The organism is Aggregatilinea sp., assembly GCF_036822615.1.
Lineage (GTDB): Bacteria > Chloroflexota > Anaerolineae > Aggregatilineales > Aggregatilineaceae > Aggregatilinea.
This window is the reverse complement of sequence record NZ_DAISHJ010000085.1, coordinates 1-23,008: the sequence shown is the minus strand read 5'-3', so window position 1 is coordinate 23,008 and position 23,008 is coordinate 1. Positions and strand designations below refer to the sequence as shown.

16 protein-coding genes are annotated in these 23,008 nt (G+C 63.2%); 6 read left to right on the top strand and 10 right to left on the bottom strand.

Going from position 1 to position 23,008, the window contains the following annotated elements; genetic code table 11:
* From V7116_RS18730 to V7116_RS18720, 3 genes are all read right to left on the bottom strand, one after another.
* Positions 1-1,349 (bottom strand): hypothetical protein (locus V7116_RS18730; RefSeq protein WP_324393491.1); only part of this gene is annotated, 1,349 nt, incomplete at its 3' end.
* On the bottom strand, positions 1,350-1,940 hold the full coding sequence (locus tag V7116_RS18725) for a 3'-5' exonuclease (protein ID WP_324393490.1): 591 nt from the start codon (positions 1,938-1,940) through the stop codon (positions 1,350-1,352).
* Positions 1,941-1,942: 2 nt separating this feature from the next.
* A complete protein-coding gene (locus V7116_RS18720) occupies positions 1,943-2,899 on the bottom strand; it encodes a hypothetical protein (RefSeq protein WP_324393489.1) in 957 nt (318 codons plus the stop codon).
* A 301-nt stretch (positions 2,900-3,200) separates the two neighbouring features.
* Between V7116_RS18720 and V7116_RS18715 the strand changes: the two genes are divergently transcribed.
* Positions 3,201-3,863: an FHA domain-containing protein gene (locus V7116_RS18715; RefSeq protein ID WP_324393488.1), complete on the top strand. Its 663-nt coding sequence runs from the start codon at positions 3,201-3,203 to the stop codon at positions 3,861-3,863.
* Positions 3,864-4,056: 193 nt separating this feature from the next.
* Here V7116_RS18715 and V7116_RS18710 read toward each other — a convergent pair whose 3' ends face one another.
* The 4 genes from V7116_RS18710 to rpmJ all read right to left on the bottom strand — a co-directional run bounded on the left by V7116_RS18710 (position 4,057) and on the right by rpmJ (position 14,543).
* Positions 4,057-5,241: a thiolase family protein gene (locus V7116_RS18710; RefSeq protein ID WP_324393487.1), complete on the bottom strand. Its 1,185-nt coding sequence runs from the start codon at positions 5,239-5,241 to the stop codon at positions 4,057-4,059.
* Positions 5,238-11,735, bottom strand: a complete 6,498-nt coding sequence (locus V7116_RS18705; RefSeq protein ID WP_324393486.1) for a GAF domain-containing protein — start codon at positions 11,733-11,735, stop codon at positions 5,238-5,240. The genes V7116_RS18710 and V7116_RS18705 overlap by 4 nt, the downstream gene beginning before the upstream one ends.
* Before the next feature lie 122 nt (positions 11,736-11,857).
* Entirely contained in the window at positions 11,858-14,251 is a 2,394-nt protein-coding gene (locus V7116_RS18700; RefSeq protein WP_324393485.1) for a 3-hydroxyacyl-CoA dehydrogenase/enoyl-CoA hydratase family protein, read from the bottom strand.
* 175 nt (positions 14,252-14,426) lie between these two features.
* Entirely contained in the window at positions 14,427-14,543 is a 117-nt protein-coding gene (gene rpmJ / locus V7116_RS18695; protein WP_119068385.1) for a 50S ribosomal protein L36, read from the bottom strand.
* Between the two features lie 290 nt (positions 14,544-14,833).
* On the opposite strand from rpmJ, the gene V7116_RS18690 reads away from it, so the two are divergent.
* Complete coding sequence (locus tag V7116_RS18690) at positions 14,834-15,775, top strand: DUF4097 family beta strand repeat-containing protein (RefSeq protein WP_324393484.1); 942 nt, start codon at positions 14,834-14,836, stop codon at positions 15,773-15,775.
* Positions 15,776-15,875: 100 nt separating this feature from the next.
* Positions 15,876-16,724: a DUF4097 family beta strand repeat-containing protein gene (locus tag V7116_RS18685; RefSeq protein ID WP_324393483.1), complete on the top strand. Its 849-nt coding sequence runs from the start codon at positions 15,876-15,878 to the stop codon at positions 16,722-16,724.
* 83 nt (positions 16,725-16,807) lie between these two features.
* Here the strand turns inward: V7116_RS18685 and V7116_RS18680 are convergent, their stop codons facing one another.
* Positions 16,808-17,200: a RidA family protein gene (locus tag V7116_RS18680; RefSeq protein ID WP_324393482.1), complete on the bottom strand. Its 393-nt coding sequence runs from the start codon at positions 17,198-17,200 to the stop codon at positions 16,808-16,810.
* A gap of 21 nt (positions 17,201-17,221) precedes the next feature.
* On the bottom strand, positions 17,222-18,202 hold the full coding sequence (locus V7116_RS18675; RefSeq protein ID WP_324393481.1) for a hypothetical protein: 981 nt from the start codon (positions 18,200-18,202) through the stop codon (positions 17,222-17,224).
* 386 nt (positions 18,203-18,588) lie between these two features.
* Between V7116_RS18675 and V7116_RS18670 the strand changes: the two genes are divergently transcribed.
* Both V7116_RS18670 and V7116_RS18665 read left to right on the top strand, forming a co-directional pair.
* The gene (locus V7116_RS18670; RefSeq protein WP_324393480.1) at positions 18,589-19,416 is read left to right on the top strand and encodes a hypothetical protein; all 828 of its coding nucleotides are present in this window, start codon (positions 18,589-18,591) and stop codon (positions 19,414-19,416) included.
* A 374-nt stretch (positions 19,417-19,790) separates the two neighbouring features.
* Positions 19,791-20,648 carry a hypothetical protein gene (locus V7116_RS18665; protein WP_324393479.1) on the top strand — a complete coding sequence of 286 codons (858 nt, stop codon included), beginning with the start codon at positions 19,791-19,793 and terminating at the stop codon, positions 20,646-20,648.
* 145 nt (positions 20,649-20,793) lie between these two features.
* Here V7116_RS18665 and V7116_RS18660 read toward each other — a convergent pair whose 3' ends face one another.
* Positions 20,794-21,762: a carbohydrate kinase family protein gene (locus V7116_RS18660; protein ID WP_324393478.1), complete on the bottom strand. Its 969-nt coding sequence runs from the start codon at positions 21,760-21,762 to the stop codon at positions 20,794-20,796.
* Between the two features lie 276 nt (positions 21,763-22,038).
* Here V7116_RS18660 and V7116_RS18655 point away from each other — a divergent pair, with 276 nt between their 5' ends.
* Positions 22,039-22,947, top strand: coding sequence for an alpha/beta fold hydrolase (locus V7116_RS18655; RefSeq protein ID WP_324393477.1), 909 nt, complete (start codon positions 22,039-22,041; stop codon positions 22,945-22,947).
* The last annotated feature ends 61 nt before the right edge of the window (positions 22,948-23,008 follow it).

The window sequence follows — 23,008 nt, the reverse complement described above, 5'->3', positions numbered from 1 at the left end:
GAAAGCGGCAGATCGCAGTAGACCACATGGCAGAGCACCGCCAGCACCGCCGCGATGCCCACCGCCGCCAGCCCCAACCGGACCGGCTTCACGCCGGAAAGCGCCGTTTGCCGGGCCTGCGCCGGACGGATCAGCCCGTAGAGCGCGGTCCCGATCTCGACCACCGCCCACGCCGCCGGGAGCATCATCACCACCACGACCGGCGTGCGGATGCGCGCCTCGACCCACATCAGCAGCATGGCCGCCAGCACCATCAGGAACGACGCACCGAACAGCGCCGCCGTCGGATCGCGCCGCCGGGCCTGCACGGCCAGCCCCGTCAAAAACAGCGCCAGCAAAACCTGGAAGTTCAGCGGGATCGCCCGCAGCAGCGCGGACGTGCCTTCCCCGGCGATCAAATAGTTGAGGTTATTGCCCGGCTCGTGCGACGACAGGAACATGCCGATCTTGTGCAGTTCCAGCTCCACGAAACGGCACGGCGACAGCTTGATATCCAGCCACAGATATTTTTTGTAGTCCTGAGATGTGGACAGGCTTGCCGGGCCGACGTGATACGCCCCGTTCGCGTCGCGGTTGTTGCCCCGGTACAGTTCGGCATCCGTGACGGACGTGATCAAAAAGTCCGCCCCGTTGGAGCGGTTGTGATAGATCGTCGGCAGCAGCGCCGCGACGCAGATCGCAGCAGCGGCAGCGCCTTGAATCACGGTGCGCCGCCGGGGACGCTGCCACAGCAGCCACAGCCCAAAAACCGGGGCCAGCGCCAGCAGCTCGCGCCGCATAATGGCGATGATGCCGAAGCTCAGCCCGTACAGCACCACCCCGCCCCACGCGTCCGGCCACCGCCACAACGCGAGCACGCCCAGCAGCGCCAGATTCAACAGGATGATCGCCTCGGAGGTGATCACGAAATCGGTGTCGTAAAACGCGCTGACCGGGTACACCGCCAGCAGCAGCGCCGCGATCACGCTCACCCAGCGCCGCCCCGAAGCCAGCCGCGCTGTCGCCATGAACAGCCCCACGTTGATCGACGCCAGCGCCGCGACGAACAGGCGTAGCACGCCTAGGTTATCCGTGCCCAGCAGCTCGCTGCTGCCCACCATGAACCACGGCATGCCCGGCTGGTAATGGTACGTGGGCGGCGGAAACTCCCCCGCGCGGTACAACGCGATGGCGTTGTAGTAAGTGCGCTGGTCGCTGCCCACCGGCAGCGGATTGAACGCGCTGATGTCGTTGGGCGCGTTCGCCCGGTCGAAGATGATCACCGTGCGCAGCGCAAAAGCGAGCAAAACGACGAGCAGGCCGATCACCCAGTCGCGTCGGGTGAAGTGAAGGTCGATTACTGGGGACATTTAGTCTACGGCTTCAGCCATCTTCTGAATCAGGCGCAAGGTCAAGCGGCAGTCGTCCACCGCCGAATGGGCGTTCAGGTCATACACGTTCACGTCTTCGTTGGCGCAGGCGGCTTCGAGCTTATGCCACCGGAAATCGTTCTTCATGCTGTTCCACGATCCGAAGTACGCCGCGTACCGTTTCATGGCGCATTCCCACGCCGCCGCCTCGACGCGCGGCAGATCGTACAGCGCGCATGACTGGTACAGGATGCGGCGGTCGAAGTCCACGTTATAGGCCACGACGCGCTTGCCGCCCAGCGCCGCCGCAAGATCGGGATACACGGTCTTGAACGCGGGCGCACCGATCAAGTGCACCGCGCTGAGGCCGTGCACGCGTGACGCGCCGGGATCGATCGGGCGCGTCGGCTTGACCAGCGTATCCAGCACCGTCTCGCCCCGCCCGTCGATCACGCCCACCTGGACCAGCTCGTCTTGAAAACCTGTGCCGGTCGTTTCGCTGTCGAAGATCACGAAGTCCGATTGTAAAAGATCGTAAGCCCACTGCGCGGCCTCGGCGCGCGCCTGCCGGATCTGGTCAGGATCGAGCATCATTATCCCTTTCGCAAGTCTTTGTGATATGCCTTGAATGCCTTGTCATAGTCGCGCTCGGCAAAACGCGGGCTGTTCAGCCGCGCCCAGTCGAGCGCCAGCTTGCCGCCGATCGCGCGCGCCGTCTGGTGGCAGCGCCAGTACCCGACGTGGCTGAGCAGGTTCCACCCGGTCAGCCAGTTGCCCGCGTTCACCGCGCAGTCGATCACGCCCGCCGCGCGGTACGAGTCGATGGCCTCCAGCGGAAAGCCGATCGGGTCCTGCTCGTCGTACAGGTTCAGCCACATGCCGTACTGCGGATCGACCTGCACCGGGCTGCCCAGGCTGTCGCGGATGCTCTCCTGCCCGCCATACGCGTTGTTACGCAGCGAGTAGAGCGCCATCGGCGATCCCATCAGGACCATGTTCACCAGCGCCAGATCGTGCCCGCGCAGCAGGTGCGATTGGCCTTCTCCACCCGTGTGATCCCACACGTAGTCGGAGACGATCACGCTGCCCAGGCTGTGCCCGATCACTGTCAGCGGCGAATAGGCGACTTCGGCCTGGGCGCGGCTCGCCTGTCCCAACCGCGCCACGCACTTATCGACTTCCTCGTGCACGGCGCGGTAGACGGCGTTGTGCGGATCGCGCTCGTAGGCCGTCACGTCGCCCAACAGCCCCACCATATTCCGCCGGAACTGGTAGGTCAGGCTGAGCCGTTTCCGCAGCCAGGGCCGCCCGAACAACACACTGAGCATGGCGTCCTGGGGCTGCTGCGTGACCGGGTCCCAGCACACCGTCTCGAACCGCAGCGCATTTTTAGGGCGGGCCGCGCTGGCGTCGATATCGCGCAGCTTCAGGCGTTTCAACGCGCGCTCGAACTCCGCGCTGACATTCTGAATCAGCGGGCGGGAATACAACGTCCCGCGACCGCCCCACCCAATACCGTGCACGATCAGGACATTCAGCGTTTGAGCCATGCGCCACCTCCCTTTGTCACGCGGTACTTTGAGTGTACGGCCCGCCCTGCGATTGTCAAGGCAGACGGCGCAGCGGGGGCTGCTCCGCCCCTGTTGTGCCCGTTCCCCTTCCCTCCCGCTTGCGTCGGGAAAAGCGTGCTTACCGCGGCCCTGACTCCCTACGGTCACCCGCCGATTTTTGCCGTGCCGGGCCGGGAACTTTATACTCGCTGCGTAGTAAGCGATACCTGCGCAAATGGCAGTTCATCTGGCATCGTATCGAGGGTAAAAACGCGTGGGGACACCAGGACTCATCTTAATCGTGGTTGCATTGGCTGGCCTGGGCGCGCTGATGGTCGGCGTCATCCTGCTGGTCTGGTACTTCCGCTATAACCGCGAAGGTGACTGGTACGAAGAGCCGGAAATTCCCGGCGGGGTGCGCTGCCCGAACTGCGGCGCGATCAACCCACCGAACGCGCCCGTCTGCATGAACTGCCACCAGCCGCTCGCCTATTCCGGCGGGTTCGCGCCCCCGGTGGGCAGCCCGACGCTGGCTTCGCCCCCCGGCGCGATCCGCATCGATCCGGACCCCATCCCGGCACAGGCGACCGCCCCGGCAGCGCTTGCCGCGGCACGCATGGCCCCGCCCCCGCCCATGCCGCCCCAGGTCAGCGTGCCGGTCGATATGCCGCGCGCATGGCTGGAAGGCGTCGGCGGCGCGATGATGGGGCAGCGCGTGCGCCTGTACCAGACGGATACGCTCGTCGGGCGCTCCTCCGTGTGTGACGTGCAGGCCCCCGATGCGAAGGTGTCGCGCCGTCACTTCATGATCCGTTACGCCGAAGGATCGTTTTTCCTCCAGGATCAGCAAAGCTCGCGCGGGACGCGTATCAACGGCCAGCGCACGATGGCCCAACGCCTGAAAAACGGCGATCACATCGAGTTTGGCGACGCGGGGGTGGTCTTCCGCTGCGACGAGAGTTGACCCTCGACCCTTGCGCGCATCATACAAATACAAAAAGGCCGGGGCGTGTACGCGCTCCCCGGCCTTTTTTGCCGTATAAGCGAAACTCCGAAAAGAACCTCAACCCCTGGCCGCTCGTTACCCCGCGATCCGTAGGGGCGAGGCTTGCTCCGCCCGTTTTTTCAGGGGGCAGCGGGCGTAAGGTCACAATGGTTCAGTTCCCGTACACCTCGAAGATCCCCGCCGCGCCCTGACCGCCGCCGATGCACATGGTCACCATGCCGCGCCCACCGCCCCGGCGGCGCAGTTCGTGCACCAACTGTACGGTCAGCTTGGTCCCCGTGCAGCCGAGCGGGTGACCGAGCGCAATCGCGCCGCCGTTGACGTTCACGCGGGCCGGATCCAGTTCCAGTTGGCGGATCACCGCCAGGGCCTGCGCCGCGAACGCCTCGTTCAGCTCGATCAGGTCCAGATCGTTCACCGTCAGCCCGGTGCGCTTGAGCACGCGCGGCACGGCGGCAACCGGCCCGATGCCCATCACCTCCGGCGGAACGCCCGCCACGCCAAACCCGACGAACCGCGCCAGCGGCTCGAACCCGTGCTGCGCGGCGGTTTCCGCCTCCATGACCAGCACGGCGGCGGCTCCGTCGCTGAGCGGGCTGGAATTCCCGGCGGTGACGGTTCCGTTCTGCTTGAACACCGGCTTGAGCTTCGCCAGCCCGTCGATCGTCGTAGAGCGGCGCAGATGCTCGTCCTGGTCGAACGTGATGCTGCGCGCCTGCCGCCGCCCATTGACCAGCGTCACTTCTTCGAACGTGACCGGCGCGATCTCCTGCGCGAACTTGCCCGCGTCGGTCGCGGCGATGGCTTTCATGTGGCTGCCGTAAGCGAACTCGTCCTGATCCTCGCGCGAGACGCCGTACGCCTCGGCCACGCGCTCCGCCGTCAGGCCCATGCCCATGTATATTTCCGGCTGGTGCTCGCTGGCGTCCAGCGTCGGGCTGAAGTGAAAGCCCACCATCGGGACCTGGCTCATCGACTCGACGCCGCCCGCCAGAATGATGTCCGCGCCGTTGGCGATGATGCGCTCGGCGGCGGTGGCGATGGTTTGCAGGCCGCTCGAACAGAAGCGGTTGATCGTCTGGGCGGGAACCCCGGCAGGCAGTCCGGCTTGCAGCCCCGCGACGCGCGCCACGTTCAGCCCCTGCGATCCTTCCGGCATAGCGCAGCCCAGCAAAAAGTCATCGATTTCAAGCGGATCGAGCCGGTCCCCGGCCTGCTGCAGCACGTCCTGAACGACGGCGCGGATCATGGCTTCGGGGCGAGTGGTGCGGGTCGTGCCTTTTTGCGCGCGCCCTACCGCGGTGCGCGACAGTGCGACGATGACGGCCTCTCTCATTCTTCGCTCCTCCCTTTACCTTCCCTGGATGGCGGAACTTCGGCCAGCGCGAGCCGGATCGTGAACGTGCTGCCCTGCCCCAGCGTGCTGTCCACGCTCAGCTTGCCTTCGTGCAGGTTGATGATCTCGCGGACGATCGTGAGGCCCAGCCCGGTCCCCGTGGACGAGCCTTCGTTGGCGCGGAAGAACGGCTCGAAGACCTGTGACAGCAGCTCCGGCGCAATGCCCACGCCCGTGTCGTGCACCTGAATGACGATCGTGTCCGCGCCGCCCACGCCGGGCGTTTCGGTGTGCACGGTGACTTTGATGCGTCCGCCCTCGGACGTGTAATTGATCGCGTTCGTGATCAGGTTGGTGATCACCTGGGCGAAGCGCTGCGGGTCCGCGATGATGTACAGCGGCTCGGCGGGCATCTCCGCGCCCAGCGTGACGCCTTTTCGCTCCGCTTCCGGCTGCTGGATGGCCACCACGTCTTCGATGATCGGCTGGAGCGTGACGGGCCGGCGGTAGAGCGCGATCACGCCGCGCTCGAAGCGCGACACGTCGAGCATATTTTCGATCAGCTCCGCCATGCTGTCCGTCACGCGTTCCAAAATCGACAGGTGTGTTTCCAGTTTTTCCGGCTGCCTGCGGACGAGGTACAGGCGCGTCTTGATATTCGCCAGCGGGGTGCGCAGCTCGTGCGAGGCGTTGGCGATGAAGCGATCCTTCTGCTCTTGCAGCGCCTTCTCCTGGCTGATGTCGCGCACCAGCGTCACGACGCTGCGGCTATCGCTGTCGGGCGAAGCCACCTGCGAAACCGTCAGCGCGGCATCGAACGTCTCGCCCGATTTGCGCGTGAGCTTCACCTCGCCGCGCCAGCTTTCGCCGCGCTCGAAGGTGCGCAGGGCATCCGACGCCACCATATCGCCGGGCATCAGGCGCGTCAGGTGGTGGTAAATCTGGTGCGGACGTTCGTACATCTCCGTCGGAGAGAAGCCGAATAACGCCAGCACCGCCGGGTTGAAGTACAACATCTGCGCGCCCGTGGTATAGATCACGCCTTCGCCCATCGATTCGAGGATGGTTTGAAGCTGGATACGCTGGCTTTCGAGTTCTTGTGTGCGCTCCGCGACGCGCTGTTCCAGTTCCGCCGCGTGATGCTGCACCGCGTCGTAAAGCTGGACGTTGCGGAAGGCCAGCGCCACCTGATCGGCAAACGCCTGAAGGCGCTCCGCATGAACCTGCGTGAAGAAATTGGGCGACATGCTGTCCAGGTTGAGGAACCCGATCACCTCGCCCTCAAGCTGGATCGGCACGCTGCTATGCGACCGGATCCAGACCGTTTCCTCGACAGGCGCCCAGCCGAGGAACATGTGCGTATCGGGCACGGTATGCGGCTGGCGCGTTTCCACCATGATGCGCAGGTTGGGCACGTCGGCGATGACGAATCGCAGCCCGTTGAGCCATTCATCCAGGCCGCGTTCCGCGTAGCCGTGGCTGCGAACGGGCCGCGCCACGCCGTTTTCGATCAGCATGATGTTGGCCGAGTCGTGCGGGACCACCCGCCCGACGTTGGTCAAGATGCGTTCCATCAGCTCGTCGAAGTTAAGGGTGCTGTTCAGCGCCGCGGCGGTATCGCGCAGGGCTTCGGCCAGCGCGCGCTGCTCGCGTTCGGCGGCGAACAACTGCGCGTTGCGGATCGCCGTGGCGACCTGATCGGCAAACGCCTGTAGGCGTTCGGCGTGCTCCTGCGTGTAGAAGTTCGGCACGTGGCTGTCGAGCGTCAGGAAACCGATCACGCGCCCGTCCTGCTGGATCGGCGCGCCCGCCTGCGAGCGAATCCAACTGGTTGGTGGCGTGACCACCCACCCCGGGTACGAATCCGTGTCCGGGATGGCGATCGGCTGGAGCGTCTCGACCATCGTTTTCAGGTTGCGCGTTTCGTCCAGCCGGAAGCGGTTCAGCTCTGCCGCGGCCTCGGCGGCGGGATCGGTGGGCACGGTATGCGCCCGCGCGACGCGGACGTATTCCCCATCTTCGATCAGCATGATATTGGCCGAATCGTGCGGCGCGACGCGCTCGACGTTCGCCAGAATGCCTTCCAACACGTGATCGAAGTTGAGCGAGCTGTTGACGATGCCCGCCGTGTCGCGCAGGGCTTCGGCCAGGATGCGCTGATCGCGCTCGGCATCATACAGGAACGCCTTCGCAATGGCGATCGACGCCTGGCTGGTGATGGTGTTCACCAGCTCGATCTCTGCCTCGGTGAACAGCCGGTACTGCTGGAAGTCCACGCCCAGCGTGCCGATCACGTCTTCGCCCACGAGCAGCGGCGCAATGATCATCGACTTGGTGCCGCGCTCGCGCAGCACGTCCCAGGCGCGCTCGAACAGCGGGTCGTTGAGCACATCCTCGGACGCCAGCGGCTTATGCGTCCGGCGCACGGTTTCGATGGACTGGTTGTCCACCAACGAGATGGTGACATCCCGCCCCGGCTCGGACTCGGGATACGTGTCGAAGACCAGCCGCCCAAACTCCTCGTTTTCGAAAATGAGCACCCCGCCAAACGAAGAATTGAGCGCCTGCTCCATCTCGGTCAGCACGATGCGGTAAAGCTCTTGGATGTCCAGCGTTTGCGTCAGCCGTGCGGACACGCGGTTGATCAGCGCGAGGCGTTGGGCCTGGGCCTGAAGCTCGGAGGCGTGGCGCTGCGCGGCTTCGTACAGGCTGGCGTTATGAATGGCGATGGCGGCCTGATCGGCAAAGGCTTGCAGGCGTTCCGCGTGGCGCTCCTTGAAGAAGTTGGGCACGACGCTGTAAATGCCGATCATGCCGATGATGTTGCCCTCGCGGCGGATCGGCGCGCTGGCGACCGACGCGACCCACCGCCCGTAGTCGATCCAGTCCGGATCCTGGTGGGTGTTGGCGATGATCACCGGGGCTTCGCGCTCGATCACCTGCCGTACGAGGCCGCTGCGCGACAGCGCCGCCGACATCTGCCCCAGCCACTCCCCGAACTCCTCCGTGTATTCGCGCGCACGCACGATACGCGCCGTATCCGCTTCGATCAGCGTGATGTTGGCGGCGTCGTGCGGGACCACGCGCTTGAGGTTATCCAGCAGGCGGTCGAGCACCACGTCAGGATCGAGCGTGCTGTTGATCGCGTCGGCGGTGTCGCGCAGGGCTTCGGTCAAAATATACTGCTCGCGGCGCGAGGCCAGCGCGCGCTCGCGTTCGGCGCGAGTGCGCAGCGCCGTCATGCCGAAAGACAGGTCCGACGCCAACTGCGTCAGCAGCGCCGTCTCGTCCGCGTCAAACGCATCCGGGCGATCCGAGCACAGCAGCAGGATGCCGAGCGGCGTGCGCTGCTCGGCGGTCAGCGGCAGCACGATCACTGACGCCAGCCCTTCGTCGATCGCAGTCTGCCGCCATGCGCGCTCTTCCTCGTCGTTGCCCGGCTGGAGCGGCTGCTCGATGTGCGGCTGGCCGGTCTCCATGGCGATCTGGCACAGGCACGCCGGGCCGAGCGCCTCCCCGCAGCACCCCATGATCGCTTCGGACACCAGGCGGCTGCCGGTCGCGCTGATGCCCACCAGACGTTCCGTGGACGCATCGAGCAGGCCGGACCACGTGAACGGGTAACCGCCTTCTTCGGCCAGCCACTGCCCGATCTGCCACAGCAGGTTCGCCTCGTCCGTCGAGCGGGCGATCGCCTGATTGCAACTGCTCAGGATGCGATAGGCGCGGTTGGCGCGGCGCAGCGCTTCATCGCTCGCTTTGCGCCGGGTGATATCGGTGACGATCGTCGCCAGATCGCGCGGGCTGCCGTCCGGGTCACGGATGACGAACAGCGACTGCTCGACCGCGATCTCGGTCCCATCCTTGCGCCTCATGATCGATTCGCCGCGCCACAGCCCCTGCTCGATTGCGGTAGGCAGCGCCTCTTTCGTAAGCTGCTTCACGCTCTCGCGCGTGTAGAAGTCCGCCAGAGGCAGGCTGCGCAGCTCCTCGATGCTCTCATAGCCCAGCAGGTCCAGCCCGGCCCGGTTGACGTAGTTGGCATGCCGTGGGATGCCCTTCACGAACGACGCCAGGGCGATGGCATCCGTCGAGTTTTCGATGATCGAAACGCGGCGGCTGTTTTCGGCAAACAGCCGCGCGTTGGCGATCGCAATGCCAAGCTGAGCGGCCAGCGTCGCCATGACGCTGCTGTCTGCCTCGGTGAACCGGCCAACCTGATCGGACTGGACGCCCAGCACGCCGATCACGTCGCCGCCGACGATGATCGGCGTCGCCAGTTCGGAGCGCACGTCCGGCAGCGACGGCGACGGCAAATAATCTTCCGAGGTGCGCGTATCGTAAACCAGCGCCGGGGCGCGCGTGCAGGCGGCCCGTGCCGCGACGCTGCGCGGGTGATCGAGCGACACCCGGTAGCGCGCCTCTACGAGCTGCTGCCCGACGTCGCCGCTGCCCGCCGCCAGATACAGGTGCTTGCCGTCCTGGCCCAACAGAAAGATATAGGCGTGATACAGCGCGAAGTTGTCGCGCGTCAGGTTCGCCACCGTGTCGAGCAGCTCGTCCAGATCCAGGATGCGCGTGGCCCGCAGCCCCACTTCCATCACCGTCGCCAGTTCGGTGGCGCGGGCCTGCATATCGCGCAGCAAATGCTCGCGGTCCGCCTCGGCATGCACGCGCTCGGTGATGTCGCGCACGATGACGAGCACTTCGTCCTGCCCGCTCACCACCAGCCGCGCCTCGAAGTCGTACTTGCTGTCGGGCAGCGCCAGCTTGTAGTTGAAGATCTGGATCTCGCCGGTTTCGAGCGCGAGATGAATGTGCCGGATAAAGCGCTCCGCCACGTCCTCCGGCATGGTATCCGACAGGGAACGGCCAATGAGTTCTTCGGGCGGGGCGATCAGCAGGTCGCGGTTGCCCGCGTGCGCGTCGGTGTACGTTCCGTCGCGGCTCAGCCGGAACATCAGGTCGGGAATGGCAGACAGGATCGAGCGGATGCGCGCTTCACTGCTGCGCAGGGCGTTTTCGGCTTCTTTGCGCGCGGTGATGTTGCTCAGCACGGAAAAGACGCGCCAGCCCTTGCCGTCGAGCAGCGGCTCGACGTGCCCGCTGTCGCGCAGCCAGATCGTGCCGCCGTCCGCCGTGATCAGGCGATATTCCGCTTCGGCGTCCTGCCCGGACGCAAGCTGGCGGTAGTAATTACGCAGGATGATCTGATCCTCGGCGGGGGTGATGCGCCGCCAGAACGGCATATCGTGCGTGAGGGCTTCCAGCGAATAGCCGGTCATCTCCGCGATCTGCGGCGACGGCAGCCACAAATCCGTGATCTCGCCGTCGGGCGTCAGGTCGAGCGTGACAACGGTGTCACTGATTGAGGTGACGATTTTATGCAGGCGCTGCTGGCTTTCGACCAGGGTCGCCTGCGACTGGCCGAGCGCGTCGAACGTCTGGTTCAGGGTTTTTGCCAGCTCGGTCAGCTCGTCGTTGCCTTCGACCGGCACGTGCGCGCTGGCGTCGCTGCGCTGCCCGATCTGGCGGATGCTCTGGCTGAGCAGCGACAGCCGCCCCAGGAACAGCCGCTCCACGAGGTAAATCATCAGCAGGGACGACAGCAGCCCGCCCAGCACCGCCGAAACCATGAAGTCGTTGAGCGTGTCGCGGCCCTGCGCGTAAACGGTGCGCGGCATCGACGCGCGCAGCACGGTCTGGCGCTGGCCGAAGATATTGGGCAGCACGGTGTACCCGTCGATCCGGTCGTCGCTGGTCGGGACGACGGTCATCGCGCCCAGCGCCATCTGCCTGACGCCGTCCGGCAGCGAGGCATCGGTCACCGGCAGCAGGGAGATGTGAATATCGCGGTTCCTGGCATATCCGATCAGCCGGGCGTCGTTCAGGTCGCGCCCGACGATCAGCAGCGCCCGCGGCGGGCCGTCGAAGTTGCCGACCGATACCACGCGTGCCGCAATCAGTGTGGGACCGCCCGGCAGCAGCATGATCCCGCTGGCCTGCTGGGTGTCCGTCTTTTCGTTGGTGAGTTCGATGAGGGAGACCAGCCGGTTGAGCGTTTCGGGCGAGACGGTTCGCTCCGTCTGCTTTTCCAGGTCGTAGCCCCGGCTGAATACGATCCGGCCCGACATATCCAGCAGCACCACGAGGTTGAGATCGAGCCGGCTGAAGATCTCCGCGTCGATGTTCTGCGCGATATAAACGGGCACTTCCTCGGTGCCGCCGTAGCGATACGTGTCGCCCCACACCGACCACGTCGCAGACACCGCGGCAAGCTGTGATTCGTCGTTGCTGAACTGGTCGTAGATGTGTTCGAGCTTATCCTCTACGACGTCCTGCTCCAGCGCCGTAAAGCGGCGCGTCAGGATCAGGCGCGAGGCAGCAGACAGCAGCAGCAGCAAGCTGGCAAGCGTGAGGATAATCAGAGCCAGAGTTTTGGCTTGCAGCGACAGCCGGGATTTTTTCAGCGCATGAGGTGGCGTCGTGGACACGATGCGTGCCACCTTTCTGCGTATGTCGCCCACCCGCGCGCCAGGCGGTCCAGATCAGTGATCGTCAAGCTGCAACTCATATGATTGCGTCCGGTAAGTCGTCCCGTCGTCTAACGCTGCCGTCAGTTACGGAGGGGCTTGTTGTATTGGAGCATGTGCGCGATCCGCTCAAGGGACTTCGGTTCCTTACACAGCTCTACAAACGCATCCCGCTCCAGGTCAAGGATGTATTCTTCGGGAACCCAACCCGGCTCAGACAGGTCGCCGCCGCACAGCACGTACGCGATCTTGTTGGCGATCAGCGCATCGTGTTCCGTGGCATACCCCGCCTCGACCATGCTGTAAACCCCGATGCGCAGCGCGGCCAGCCCGTCGCGCCCGGCGGCCCACACCTTCTGCGGCGGCAGCGGCGTATAGCTCCCGGCCAGGTGCAGCGCCTCGCGCTTGGCTTCGGCCAGCAGGTGATCGCGGTTCAGCACGATCCGGTCGGCGGCGGTCAAAAAGCCCATGTCCCGCGCCTGTTTCGCGCTCTCGGACACCTTCGCCAGCGCCAGATTTTCGAACACACGCTGCAAGTGTGGCAGCACGTCGGCGTTGGGCGTCTGCATCACCGGGTTGATGTTGCGCCGCAGCATTTCTTTGCAGCCCGATCCCGCCGGGAGCAGCCCCACGCCGATCTCGACCAGTCCGGTATACAGTTCCGCGTGCGCCACCGCCCGCGCGCCCGCCATCGCAAATTCGGCCCCGCCGCCCAGCGCCATACCGAACGGCGCGGTCACGACCGGGCGCGGCGCGCGGCGCAGCGCCTGGAACAAGTCTTGCAGCTCGCGCGTGATGGCGCGGATCTGGTCCCACTGCTGCGCCTGGGCCAGCATGGCGATCAGAAAAATATTCGCCCCGGCGCTGAAGTGCTCGCCCTGGTTGCCGGCCACCAGCGCGTCGAAATCGCTGTCGAGCCGTTCGAGTGCTCTCCATCCCATTTTAATGATATCGTCGTCGATCGCGTTAGCTTTGGCGTGAAATTCCAGCAGCGCCACGCCGTCGCCCATATCCAGAATCGACGCACCCGCGTTGCTCTCGACGGTCTTTCCGGCGGCGCGCAGATCGTCGATCACGATCGCTTTGGGATCGCGCGCCAGCGGGGCGTACGCACCCTCCCCCGGATCGTAGACGCCGGACAGGACGCCGTGCTCGTCGCGCTGGTAAAAGGTCGGGTGGCCGCTGCTCACCATGTCCTTGACCCACTGCGGCACGGCATAACCGTCCGCCTCGAAGCGCAGGATCGTCTCCTCCACGCCGAGCGCGTCCCAGATCTCGAACGGGCCGAGCGCGTGGTTGAAGCCCCAGCGGTTCGCGCGGTCCACCGACGGGATATCGTCCGCGATCTCGCCCAGGCGGCGCGCGGCGTAGGTCAGGTAAAACGCGTGCAGGTGCCACAGGTACACGCCTGCGCGATCGTCGGCATTGACCATCGCCTTGATGCGCGCGCCCGCGTCCTCGATCTTACGATGCTGCCCGACGCTCTCGAAGCGCACCTTCGCGGGCGGCTCGTAGTCGAGCGTTTGCAGGTTGAGCGGCCAGAAGTCTTTGCCTTCGGGCGTGTTCACGCGCTTATAGAAGCCCTGGCCGCGCTTGTTGCCCAGCCAGCCCTGATCGAGCATGTGCTGGAGCAGCGGGCGCGAGTCGGGATGGTTGAGCACCTCGCGCGATTCGTCGTCGGGGATGGCCGGGTACAGGTTGCTGTTGACGTGCACCATCACGTCCGTGCCGACCAGATCGTTCAGGCGGAAGGTAGCCGTCTTGGGCCGCCCGATCAGCGGGCCGGTGAGGTTATCGACTTCCTCGACGGTGTAACCGTGATCGAGCGCGTAGTTCACGCCGAACGTGCCGGACATGCTGATAAAACGGTTGGCGATGAAGTTGGGCGTGTCTTTGGTGATCACCACGCCTTTGCCGAGCACGTCCGTCGCGTAGCGCGCCATGAAGTCGAGCAGCGCCGGATCGGTCTTTTCGTGAGGGATGAGTTCGAGCAGCTTTAGATAACGCGGCGGGTTGAAGAAGTGCGTGCCCATGAAGTGCCGCTGGAAGTCGTCGCTGCGGCCCTCCGCGATGGCGTTGATGCTCAGGCCGCTGGTGTTGGTCGAGACGATCGCGCCGGGCTGGCGCACGTCTTCCAGGCGGGCCATCAACTGCTGCTTCGGCTCCAGCCGCTCGACGATCACCTCGATGATCCAGTCCGCGTCGCGCAGGCAGTCCAGATCGTCGTCCAGGTTCCCGGGAATGATCAGATCCGCGTCGGCGGGGTGGAACAACTGCGCCGGACGGCTTTTCTTCAGCGCGTCCAGATTGCCCAGCACCAGCGCGTTGCGACGTTCAGGGGGATCGCCGGGCTGGGTGTCTTGAGCCGGAAGATCGAGCAGCACGACCTGTACGCCGACCCCGGCCAGCAGCGCGGCGATGCCGCTGCCCATCGTGCCGGAACCGATCACGGCAGCCTTGCGGATGTAAGCAGTCATCCGGTCCCTCCTGCTATTTTTAAAAAAGAGAATTCCCCATTAATGAAGGACTAGTAACCCCTGTTTCTCCATTATGACACAACCCCGATGGCAGTGAAAGTAAAGAAGGTAAAAGCAAAAACGGGCCAGTGGCCCGTTTTCAGGTTTTCCATTTTTTTGATACGCGAAGGGAGAATTAGCCCTGGCGCTGCTTGTGCTTCGGGTACGCCGAGCACATCACGTAGAGCACGCCCTTACGGCGCACGAAGTAGCACTTATCGCACATTTTACGGACGGACGAACGAACCTTCATTGAGCCTCACCTCCCCGGCAAACGTTTAACTATCTCGACATCTCCGCTCGCCTGGGATGGCTGGCGCGAGATAGGTGGTTGATTGAAACGATCGTCTGCCGCACCGTTTGACGGCAGAGCACACCTATTATAAACAAAATCGCGCTGAAATCCAGATGCAGTTACGGGCGGGATTTATATGCCTGCAACGCAGATCCGGCCTGCGCGTATATACGGGTAGAACATTGTCGCACAGGTGCGCACCGCGCACTGTCATCATCTAGCCAATCGGTTGTTGAAGGAGCCTACCCATGATCAATCACGACGATCCCAATGTCGTCGAGCCGCGTGTGCCCGATTCAGAAATCTCCGATCCGGTCGCCTATGGCCCGGAAAAACCCAAGCGCATCTACGTGCCCGAAACCGCCGCGCCGCGCCGCCGCCGCTGGCCCTGGATCCTGCTCGGCTGTCTGTTCGCGCCGTGCCTGTGCTGCGCGCTGAGCGTCGGGGGAATGGCCGGTGTAGGGGCCATCTTTGCGGCGGTCTTTAACGATCACAAGATCACCGACTCCGGCATGGAAACGGTTGCAGTCGATCCCGACTCCCCCGTCAGCCTCACGGTAGACAGCCAGGTCGGTGACGTTCACATCCGGTCCGGCGCGACGGACGAAGTCACCGTGGAGTGGGTCAAGACCGCCTCCGGCCTGTCCGACAGCAGCGCGCGCGACCAGATGGCAAAGATGGCCATCGACGTCACCGAAACCGACGGTACGGTGTCGGTCGTGGTGGGTGATGGAAGTGGCGGCTGGGCATTCTTCGGTGACCTTTTCGGCAGCGCCAACAGCGTCGAGCTGACGATCACCGTGCCGGACGCGCTGGCGAATCTGGACGTGGAGCTGAACGTCGGGGACATCTCGATTAGCAGCGTGGATGCCGAAGAACTGTCGCTGGCCAACAACACCGGCGATATAACCTACAGCGGCACGTTGGCAGGTAACGGGCCGTTCGATGCGAAGACGAATATCGGCAGCATAGAGCTGACGCTGGCGGCGAATATGCAGGCCGACCTGAAGGCGCGGACGGATATTGGCGAAGTCTCGGTTGTCGGCTTCGACAACATGAGCGGCAGCGGGAGTGGCGCCGAAAACGTAACCGGCGGCGAGTGGACGGGCACGCTGGGATCGGATGCGGGGAATGCGCCGCGGCTGGACGTGACGGTCAACATCGGGGACATCAAGATCCGGGCACGATAGGAAAGCCCGATAGTAAAGATCGTGAAAAAACGCGCAACCCGGCAGGTCCCCTTCGCGTAAGGTTATCCAGTTACATGCGATCACACGAAGGGGACTTGAAATGAAGCGTAAACTAACACTTCACCGGATGGCGCTTGCGCTGGCCGTCGTGCTGGCCTTGAGCCTGACCGCGTGCAGTGACTTTGAAGACCTGTTCGAAGACACGGACGCCTTCTCGGAAAACCACGAGGCCACCGAGCGCGATTCGATCGCGGTGGACGTAGACACCACGCAGATGTTGATGCTCGTGGTCAAGAGCGAAGTTGGCACGGTGAAGATTCAGCCGTCGGACGATGGGCGTTTCGTCGTGGACTACAAGATGACGGCGTATGCCAATACGGACGCCGAAGCCCAGGCGGAACTGGCCGAAATGAGCGTGACGGTCACGCCGAACGGCGACCGGGTGCTGGTCGATTCCACCCAGTCGGTTGATGAGGGCGACACGCGCTCCGACACGGTTGACCTGACGATCCACGTCCCGGCGACCATCGACCTGAACGTAACCAACAGCGTAGGCGATATCACGGTGAAGGATCTGACCGTGCCCGGTACGCTGAAGATCGCGCAAAGCGTCGGCAAGGTCGTGCTGGACGGTGTCGCCGTGGCCGCGCCGATGGACATCCACAGCGATGTCGGTGACGTCCGGTTCGACGGATCGCTGGCGGCGGATCAGGCCCACTCGATCAGCACGGCGACGGGCGAAATCCACGTGGCCCTGCCCGGTGACGCCTCCCTCGTGCTCGACGCGGAAACCACCGTCGGCCATATCGATGTGAACGACTTCGAGATGTCCAGCAAGTCCGAGGAGAAATCCGGGGCGATGGCATCGATGCAGGCGACGCTGGGTGACGGCGGCGCAACCCTGACGCTGCGCGCCAGCGTGGGCGATATCTCTCTCAAGCAGAGCTAACGCACCCATACGGATCGAAAACGCCCGGCGGGACGGTTCCCACCGGGCGTTTTTTATGCCTCACTACCCTGTCGATCCGGTTGTTACTCTCGATCGAGCACCGCTTCGACTTCGATCTCGACCATCAGCTCCGGCGAAATGAGCGCCTGGACCTGGACCATCGTCGCCGCCGGGCGGATGTCGTGGAAAACCTCGTTGTGCGCGCGGGCGATCTCCTCCCAGCGCGAGATGTCCGTGACGAACATGCGCGTGGCGATCACATCCGAAAACGATGCGCCCGCCTCGGCCAGCGCCCGCCCGACCTTCTCGAAGATGGCGCGCGTCTGGACGTACGGATCGCCGGGGCCGATCACCTGTCCCGCTTCGTCCGTGGCCGTCGTGCCTGCGACGCGCACGATGCTGCCGATGCGAACGGCGCGCGAGTAGCCGACGACCGGCTCCCACGGACTGCCCGATGAAATATTCTGGCGCGGCATGGCGTCCTCCCGTCCGGAAAGTTAGCTCTTGAGCGTGTGCGGGCCGAGCGCGTTATACAGCGCGATGAACCGGTCGGGCCCCTGGGCCACGGCCTCGCGCAGCCCGTCGATGCCGTGCTGCTCCCCGATCGCGCGCGCGGCGTAGTAACCGACCACGTCCACTTCCAGCTCGCCGGGATGCCGGACGTCACGCGGGCGCAGCCATTCATCCAGGCGCGTGTCGCTGATGGTATGGTCGCGCGCGGCGTCCATCATCTCGTTCCAGCTCACGACGCACTTGGGCAGGCTGTCGCCGTTCAGCCCCAGCGCCTCGTCGTAAAACGTAAGGTCGTGGCGGTAGCTGAGATACCACGCGATGCCCCGGCTCAACAGGGCGTCCTTCAGCAAATCGACCGGCGCATTGGAAGGCCGCCCCAGCGACTCGCGGTACTCGCCATAAGCCAGTTGGAAGCCTTCGTGGTTGAAGAAGCCGCTGCGAATCGTATCGGCCAGCAGGCTCAGCGAAAACTGGCCCAACTCGGATTCCAGGTGCGGGTACGCCTGGGCCAGATTGACCACCATGCCGTGAAACTCCTCGCCTTCCGAATCGCTAAACGACCGGACGTAACCGAACGCAGGCACGCCCACGACGGTAAACGCCAGCGCCAGGTTCAGGTCGCGCTCGAAGCTGGCCGGGAACAGCGCCTCGATTTCATCGAACGCAACGAGCGAGGGCAAACGGTCGCGCAGGTCGCGCAGGAGATCGTCGAGCAGGTCGCGCTGGACGTAACAGGCGTTGAGCGCATAGGGATCGGCCTCGGAGGGCGTGCCCGTATCGAAATAGTGCACCAGCTCATCGACCAGCGTGGTCCCGGTGTTTAACATGTGCTGCGTCGTCAGCTCGACAAGCTGGACGCCTGGGGCGTTGCGCAGATCGGCGGCACGGTCGAAAACCCCCTCGGTGCTGCGGATTGCCAGTGGCAGCCGGGCGGCGCTGTCATCGAACGAGTAATGAATCCTCATGGAACGATCGATTCCTTATTGTTAGCAGAATTACGCCTATCATCACGCGGCGAAACGTGACTGATTATACAGTGCAATACTCATTGCTAGCCCAATTATAGGGTGCTTGGGTAATTTAGCACGCTTTTGCCCCGCTTTTGTCTCAAACCCCATTGATTTGCTTTGAGAGAGTGTTGTAAGGAAACGGCAAGGCTCATTTACTCCTTTTGAGAGAATAAAAGTTGTAAACGGCCTTTCGCAGGCCATTTTATCCCCCGTTTACGTTCAAAATATTTTAGGAGATAGATATGTTCAGTATCTACTTTGTGAGGTAACTGACAGGCACGAGAGGTACGATGCTTTTGTGAAGGGCAAATAGCTAAGATGAAAGGTGTGGAGAAAAAAGTATGAAACGTCTTAACCGCCTTGGCCTGACGATGGCTTCCCTCGCCATCCTGGTCGTTGTCTCGCTCGTTCCCGGAATCGGTCGCACGGAAGCCGCGGTCGAGTCTGTCAACTATGTTGAGGACTGCACCCATGTGCACGTCACCGCACAATTTTCACGGATGGGCACTGGCTACAACGATGTCAGCTCGTGGGCGACCATCAACCGCCAGCCGATTTCCAACCGACCCTACTCTATTTTAGGCCCGGACGCCACGCAGACAGTGGAATTCGATCTCAACTTTGCCGCACCGCTGCCCGCGAACACTCCTTATTATCTGCACGTGGACCAGTGGTCCGGTGAGCCTGTGAACGGCGTACCGACCGAGCTTGACTATGCCAGTTGGGAATATATCGTCACCTGCACGTCCGTGACGCCGAACAACCCGGATCCCGGCGATCCCACCGATCCGGGCGATCCGGTTGAACCCAGCACCCCGCCTCAGATTGTCATTATCCCTGGTGGTGATGCGCCGCCGCCCAGCCGTGGTGTCTCCACCACCAACAACGCGAACCGTCCCGGCCCCGACATGGTACAAATGCCCGACTGGAGCGTGATGGGCCAGTTCGTCGCCAACACACCGCTGTACTATGCGCCGAATGCAAACGCGAAGACCAGCATCGTGATGAACGCGGGCAAAACCCTGTGGGTGCTGGGCAAGGACAAATCCGGTGAATTCTACGAGGTCATCCTGAGCGGGGCATACCTCTGGGCCCCGGTGGACAGTCTCGAATCGGTAGCCAGCGCCCCCTGGAATGGGCGCGTGCTGCCCGGTGAAGTCGTAAGTTAGCGATTTACCCCCAGTTCAACCACAAAAAAAACGACAGGCCGCTCGATCAAGATCGAGCGGCCTGTCGTTTTGTAATCCGGCTCTCGATAACAGCATACAGACAGTGTAACGTCCTTGTAAGGTTATGGGACCTCAGTACTAGGACCGGTAATGGATAAATTTAATCAACCTTGATTTTAACACCCGTTAAGGTGCCTTCTATGTCAATTTTTAAGTCTATTTAGCAATTTAATGGCCGTGATGCCGTTCACAAACTGATAGGCAAGTGCGAGGTGATAGTTATGCAGCCTCTAACCGGTGAAAGGAAACTGATAGGCTCAAATGTTACGATAAATGAAACGGTATGAACCATATGATGTGAAAGGGAACGAGGCATGATTCGTACGAGTCACTTACTAGTTGTGGGGCTCCTGGTGTTCGGCCTCGCTGCCACGGCCATTATGCCCGGCGCGCAGTCCGTTGAAGCCGCCGTTGAGACCGTCTCCTATTCAGGGGACTGCTCCGGAGTTACGGTAACCGTCCAGTATTCACGCTACGGCTCCGATGACGCCTACAACGACGTCAGCGCATGGGCTACTATTCCGACAGTTCCAGTCACGCCGATCAGCGACCGGTCTGCGACTGCGCAAACACTGCCCGCAGGTGCGACGCATACCATAGTCTTCAATATCACGTTCAGCTCGGTCCTGCCCGAGGGCACAATCTACGTGCTGCATGTAGACCAGTGGTCAGGCCACCCCGAAGAGATAGACGGGGTAACGACTCCTGTTCAGGACTACTACGACAGCCACGAAGATTACATCGCCTGCGCATCATCGCCGTCCGATCCGGGTGACCCTGGTGATCCGGGTGACCCTGGTGACCCTGGCGATCCGCCCGCGATCGTGCCCATCCCCGGTGGTGACGCGCCGCCCGCTTCTCGCGGCACGGTGATCACCAACTCCGGTAACCGTCCGGGTCCCGATATGGTCTACATGCCCGCGTGGAGCGTGATGGGCCAGTTCACGACTGCGACGGAGCTGCTCTACGCGCCGGATGCCGGTGCGCGGACCGGGATCGTGATGGAAGCCGGGAAGACGCTGTGGGTGCTTGGCCTGGATGCGAGCGGCGAATTCCGCCAGGTGGTGCTGAATGGCAAGTACCTGTGGGTTCCCGTTGCCAGCATGGCGCCCGTAGAAGCGTGGCCGTGGGAAGGGCGAGGCCTGCCGGGGCAGGTAGTCAACTTCAGCTAGCATATTCCCGTAAGCTCTAGCGGTGTGTGGCAGATGCCCCGGACAAAGGTCTGGGGCATTCTGTTTGTGGCAGCAGCAGAGGCGGCAAAAAACAGGCCCGGGACGTTTTCCCGGGCCTGTGCATAAACGAATGGAGCCGCGCGCGCTAACGGTCGCTAACGCTCACCATGCGCAGCAGCGCGTCGATCCCGGCGGGATCGGGCAGGGACGGGATCGCGCCATACCCGGTTGCGGTCAGCGCGCCAGCGGCGCACGCCCGGCGGATAACGCGTTCCAGGTCGGCTTCCGACAGGCTGTCGATGTCGAGATTCTGCGTCAACAGGCAGTCCAGCAGCGCCGCGACGAACGCATCGCCGGAGCCGGTCGTCTCGACGACCTGCACGTGCGGGCTGGGAACCTGCCCCGTGATCTCGCCCGCCTTGTACCATGCGCCCTTTGCGCCCAGGGTCACGGCGGCCAGTTTCCCCTGGAAGCCGATGGCATCCAGCGCGGTGATAAAATCGTCGGCATGATCGGGAGCCAGGAAGGCCAGATCGGCGTCGCTGATCTTCAGGATATCGGCATAGGCCACGGCTTCGAGCATCGCCGCCCGCCCCGCCGCCTGATCGGGCCACAGGTCGGCGCGCCAGTTCGGATCGCACGAGCACAGAATCCCGGCGTCTTTGGCGATCTGGATGGCCTTGATCGTCGCCTCGCGGGAGGATGGCGCGCGCAGGCTGATCGATCCGTAATGCAGCACCAAAGCCTCGCGCACCTCGTCGGGATCGACCTGATCGGGCGTGAAGTAGTCATGCGCGCCCGAGCTAAACTCGAAGTCGCGGTCTCCCTCAGCGCCGAGTTTGACGAAGGCCAGCGTGGTGAAATGCTGGGGATCGACGTGCAGCTTGCAATCGACGCCCACCTTGTTCAGTTCGTGAATAATCTTGCGACCAAAAGCATCGTCGCCCACCGTCGCAATGAGGCGCGCGTGCCGGCCCAACCGGGCCAGTCCCGCAGCGACATTGGCAGGGGCACCGCCCGCCGCGGCGGTGAACTGCTCCGCCGTGACCAACGTCACGCCACGTTCGCGGGAAACAAAGTCGATTAGGGCTTCACCGATACATAAAACGTCCATAGGGGGTATTGCTCCTTGACGGCCTTGAATTCCATTTTTTGTGATCTGTTGTGATCGGTTAAGTATACCGCGACTTTTCGCCGCGGCGGAAGCTAATTTACGCTTTATACGTTGAGACGGGGAAAATCACAACTTCGTAATCAAATGAGTTCCCACACAGCGCGAGGTGGCGTACAATGGGTGACACTGCCAGATGGATAGTCGGGCTTCCAGTGCATCTGGCCCTCGATGTCCGTCATCACAAACGCGAGATAAGTCGCACGATAAGGGGATCGCATGGCAACGGTCGTGTTGCCTGAGGCAACTCGCGCATTGTACCCGTTTAAGTCGCACTATCTGACGCTGAGCGACGGGCGGCGCATGCACTATATTGACGAAGGACCCGAAGACGGCGAGGTGCTGGTGTTTGTGCACGGCTACCTCACCTGGAGCTTCATCTATCGGGCATTTATGATTTATTACGCGGCGCAGGGCTTCCGCTGCATCGCGATGGACCACATCGGCTTCGGCCTCAGCGACAAGCCGACCAACAAACGCTACCACACGCTGCGGCGGCACTTCGCCAACCTCACCGAGTGCATCACGGCGCTGAACCTGCACGACGTCACGCTGGTGATGGAAGATTGGGGCGCGTCGTTCGGGCTGAACTACACGCTCCAGCATCCCGAAAATGTGAAGCGGCTGGTAATCATGAATGCCTGGGCATTTCAAGACACGCTGATCCGCCAGCCCAGCCGCCTGATGTCGGTGCTGCTCAAGCCGGGCGTGGGCGAACTGATGTTGGGCACGTTCAATTTGGCGATCAACTTCGCGCTGCAGCACGCCACGCTGCGCCACCTTTCCCCTTCGGTGCTGACCGGCTACCGCGCGCCGTTCCGCGACTCGCGCAACCGGACCGCGCTGATCCAGTTTCTGCGCATGACGGAGATCGGGCCGGGGCGGCCTTCCATGCCTCTGATGCGCCGCATCGAACAGGGCATGCAGCAGATCACCAGCACCCCTACCCTGCTGCTGTGGGGCAAGATCGACCCGTTTTACCCGGTGGACATCGCGCGGCACTGGAAGGCGCTCATGCCCCGCGCACGCGGGCCGGTCGTGCTCGACGCCGGGCATTTCGTGCCCGAAGACGCGCCCGAGCTGCTCATGGACCACCTGAGTCATTTTGTGGAAGAGGAAACGGAATAGGGCGCGTTGACCTGCCCCCCAAAACCTAATCCAGATGGTATGTTAGGATGGGACACATCAA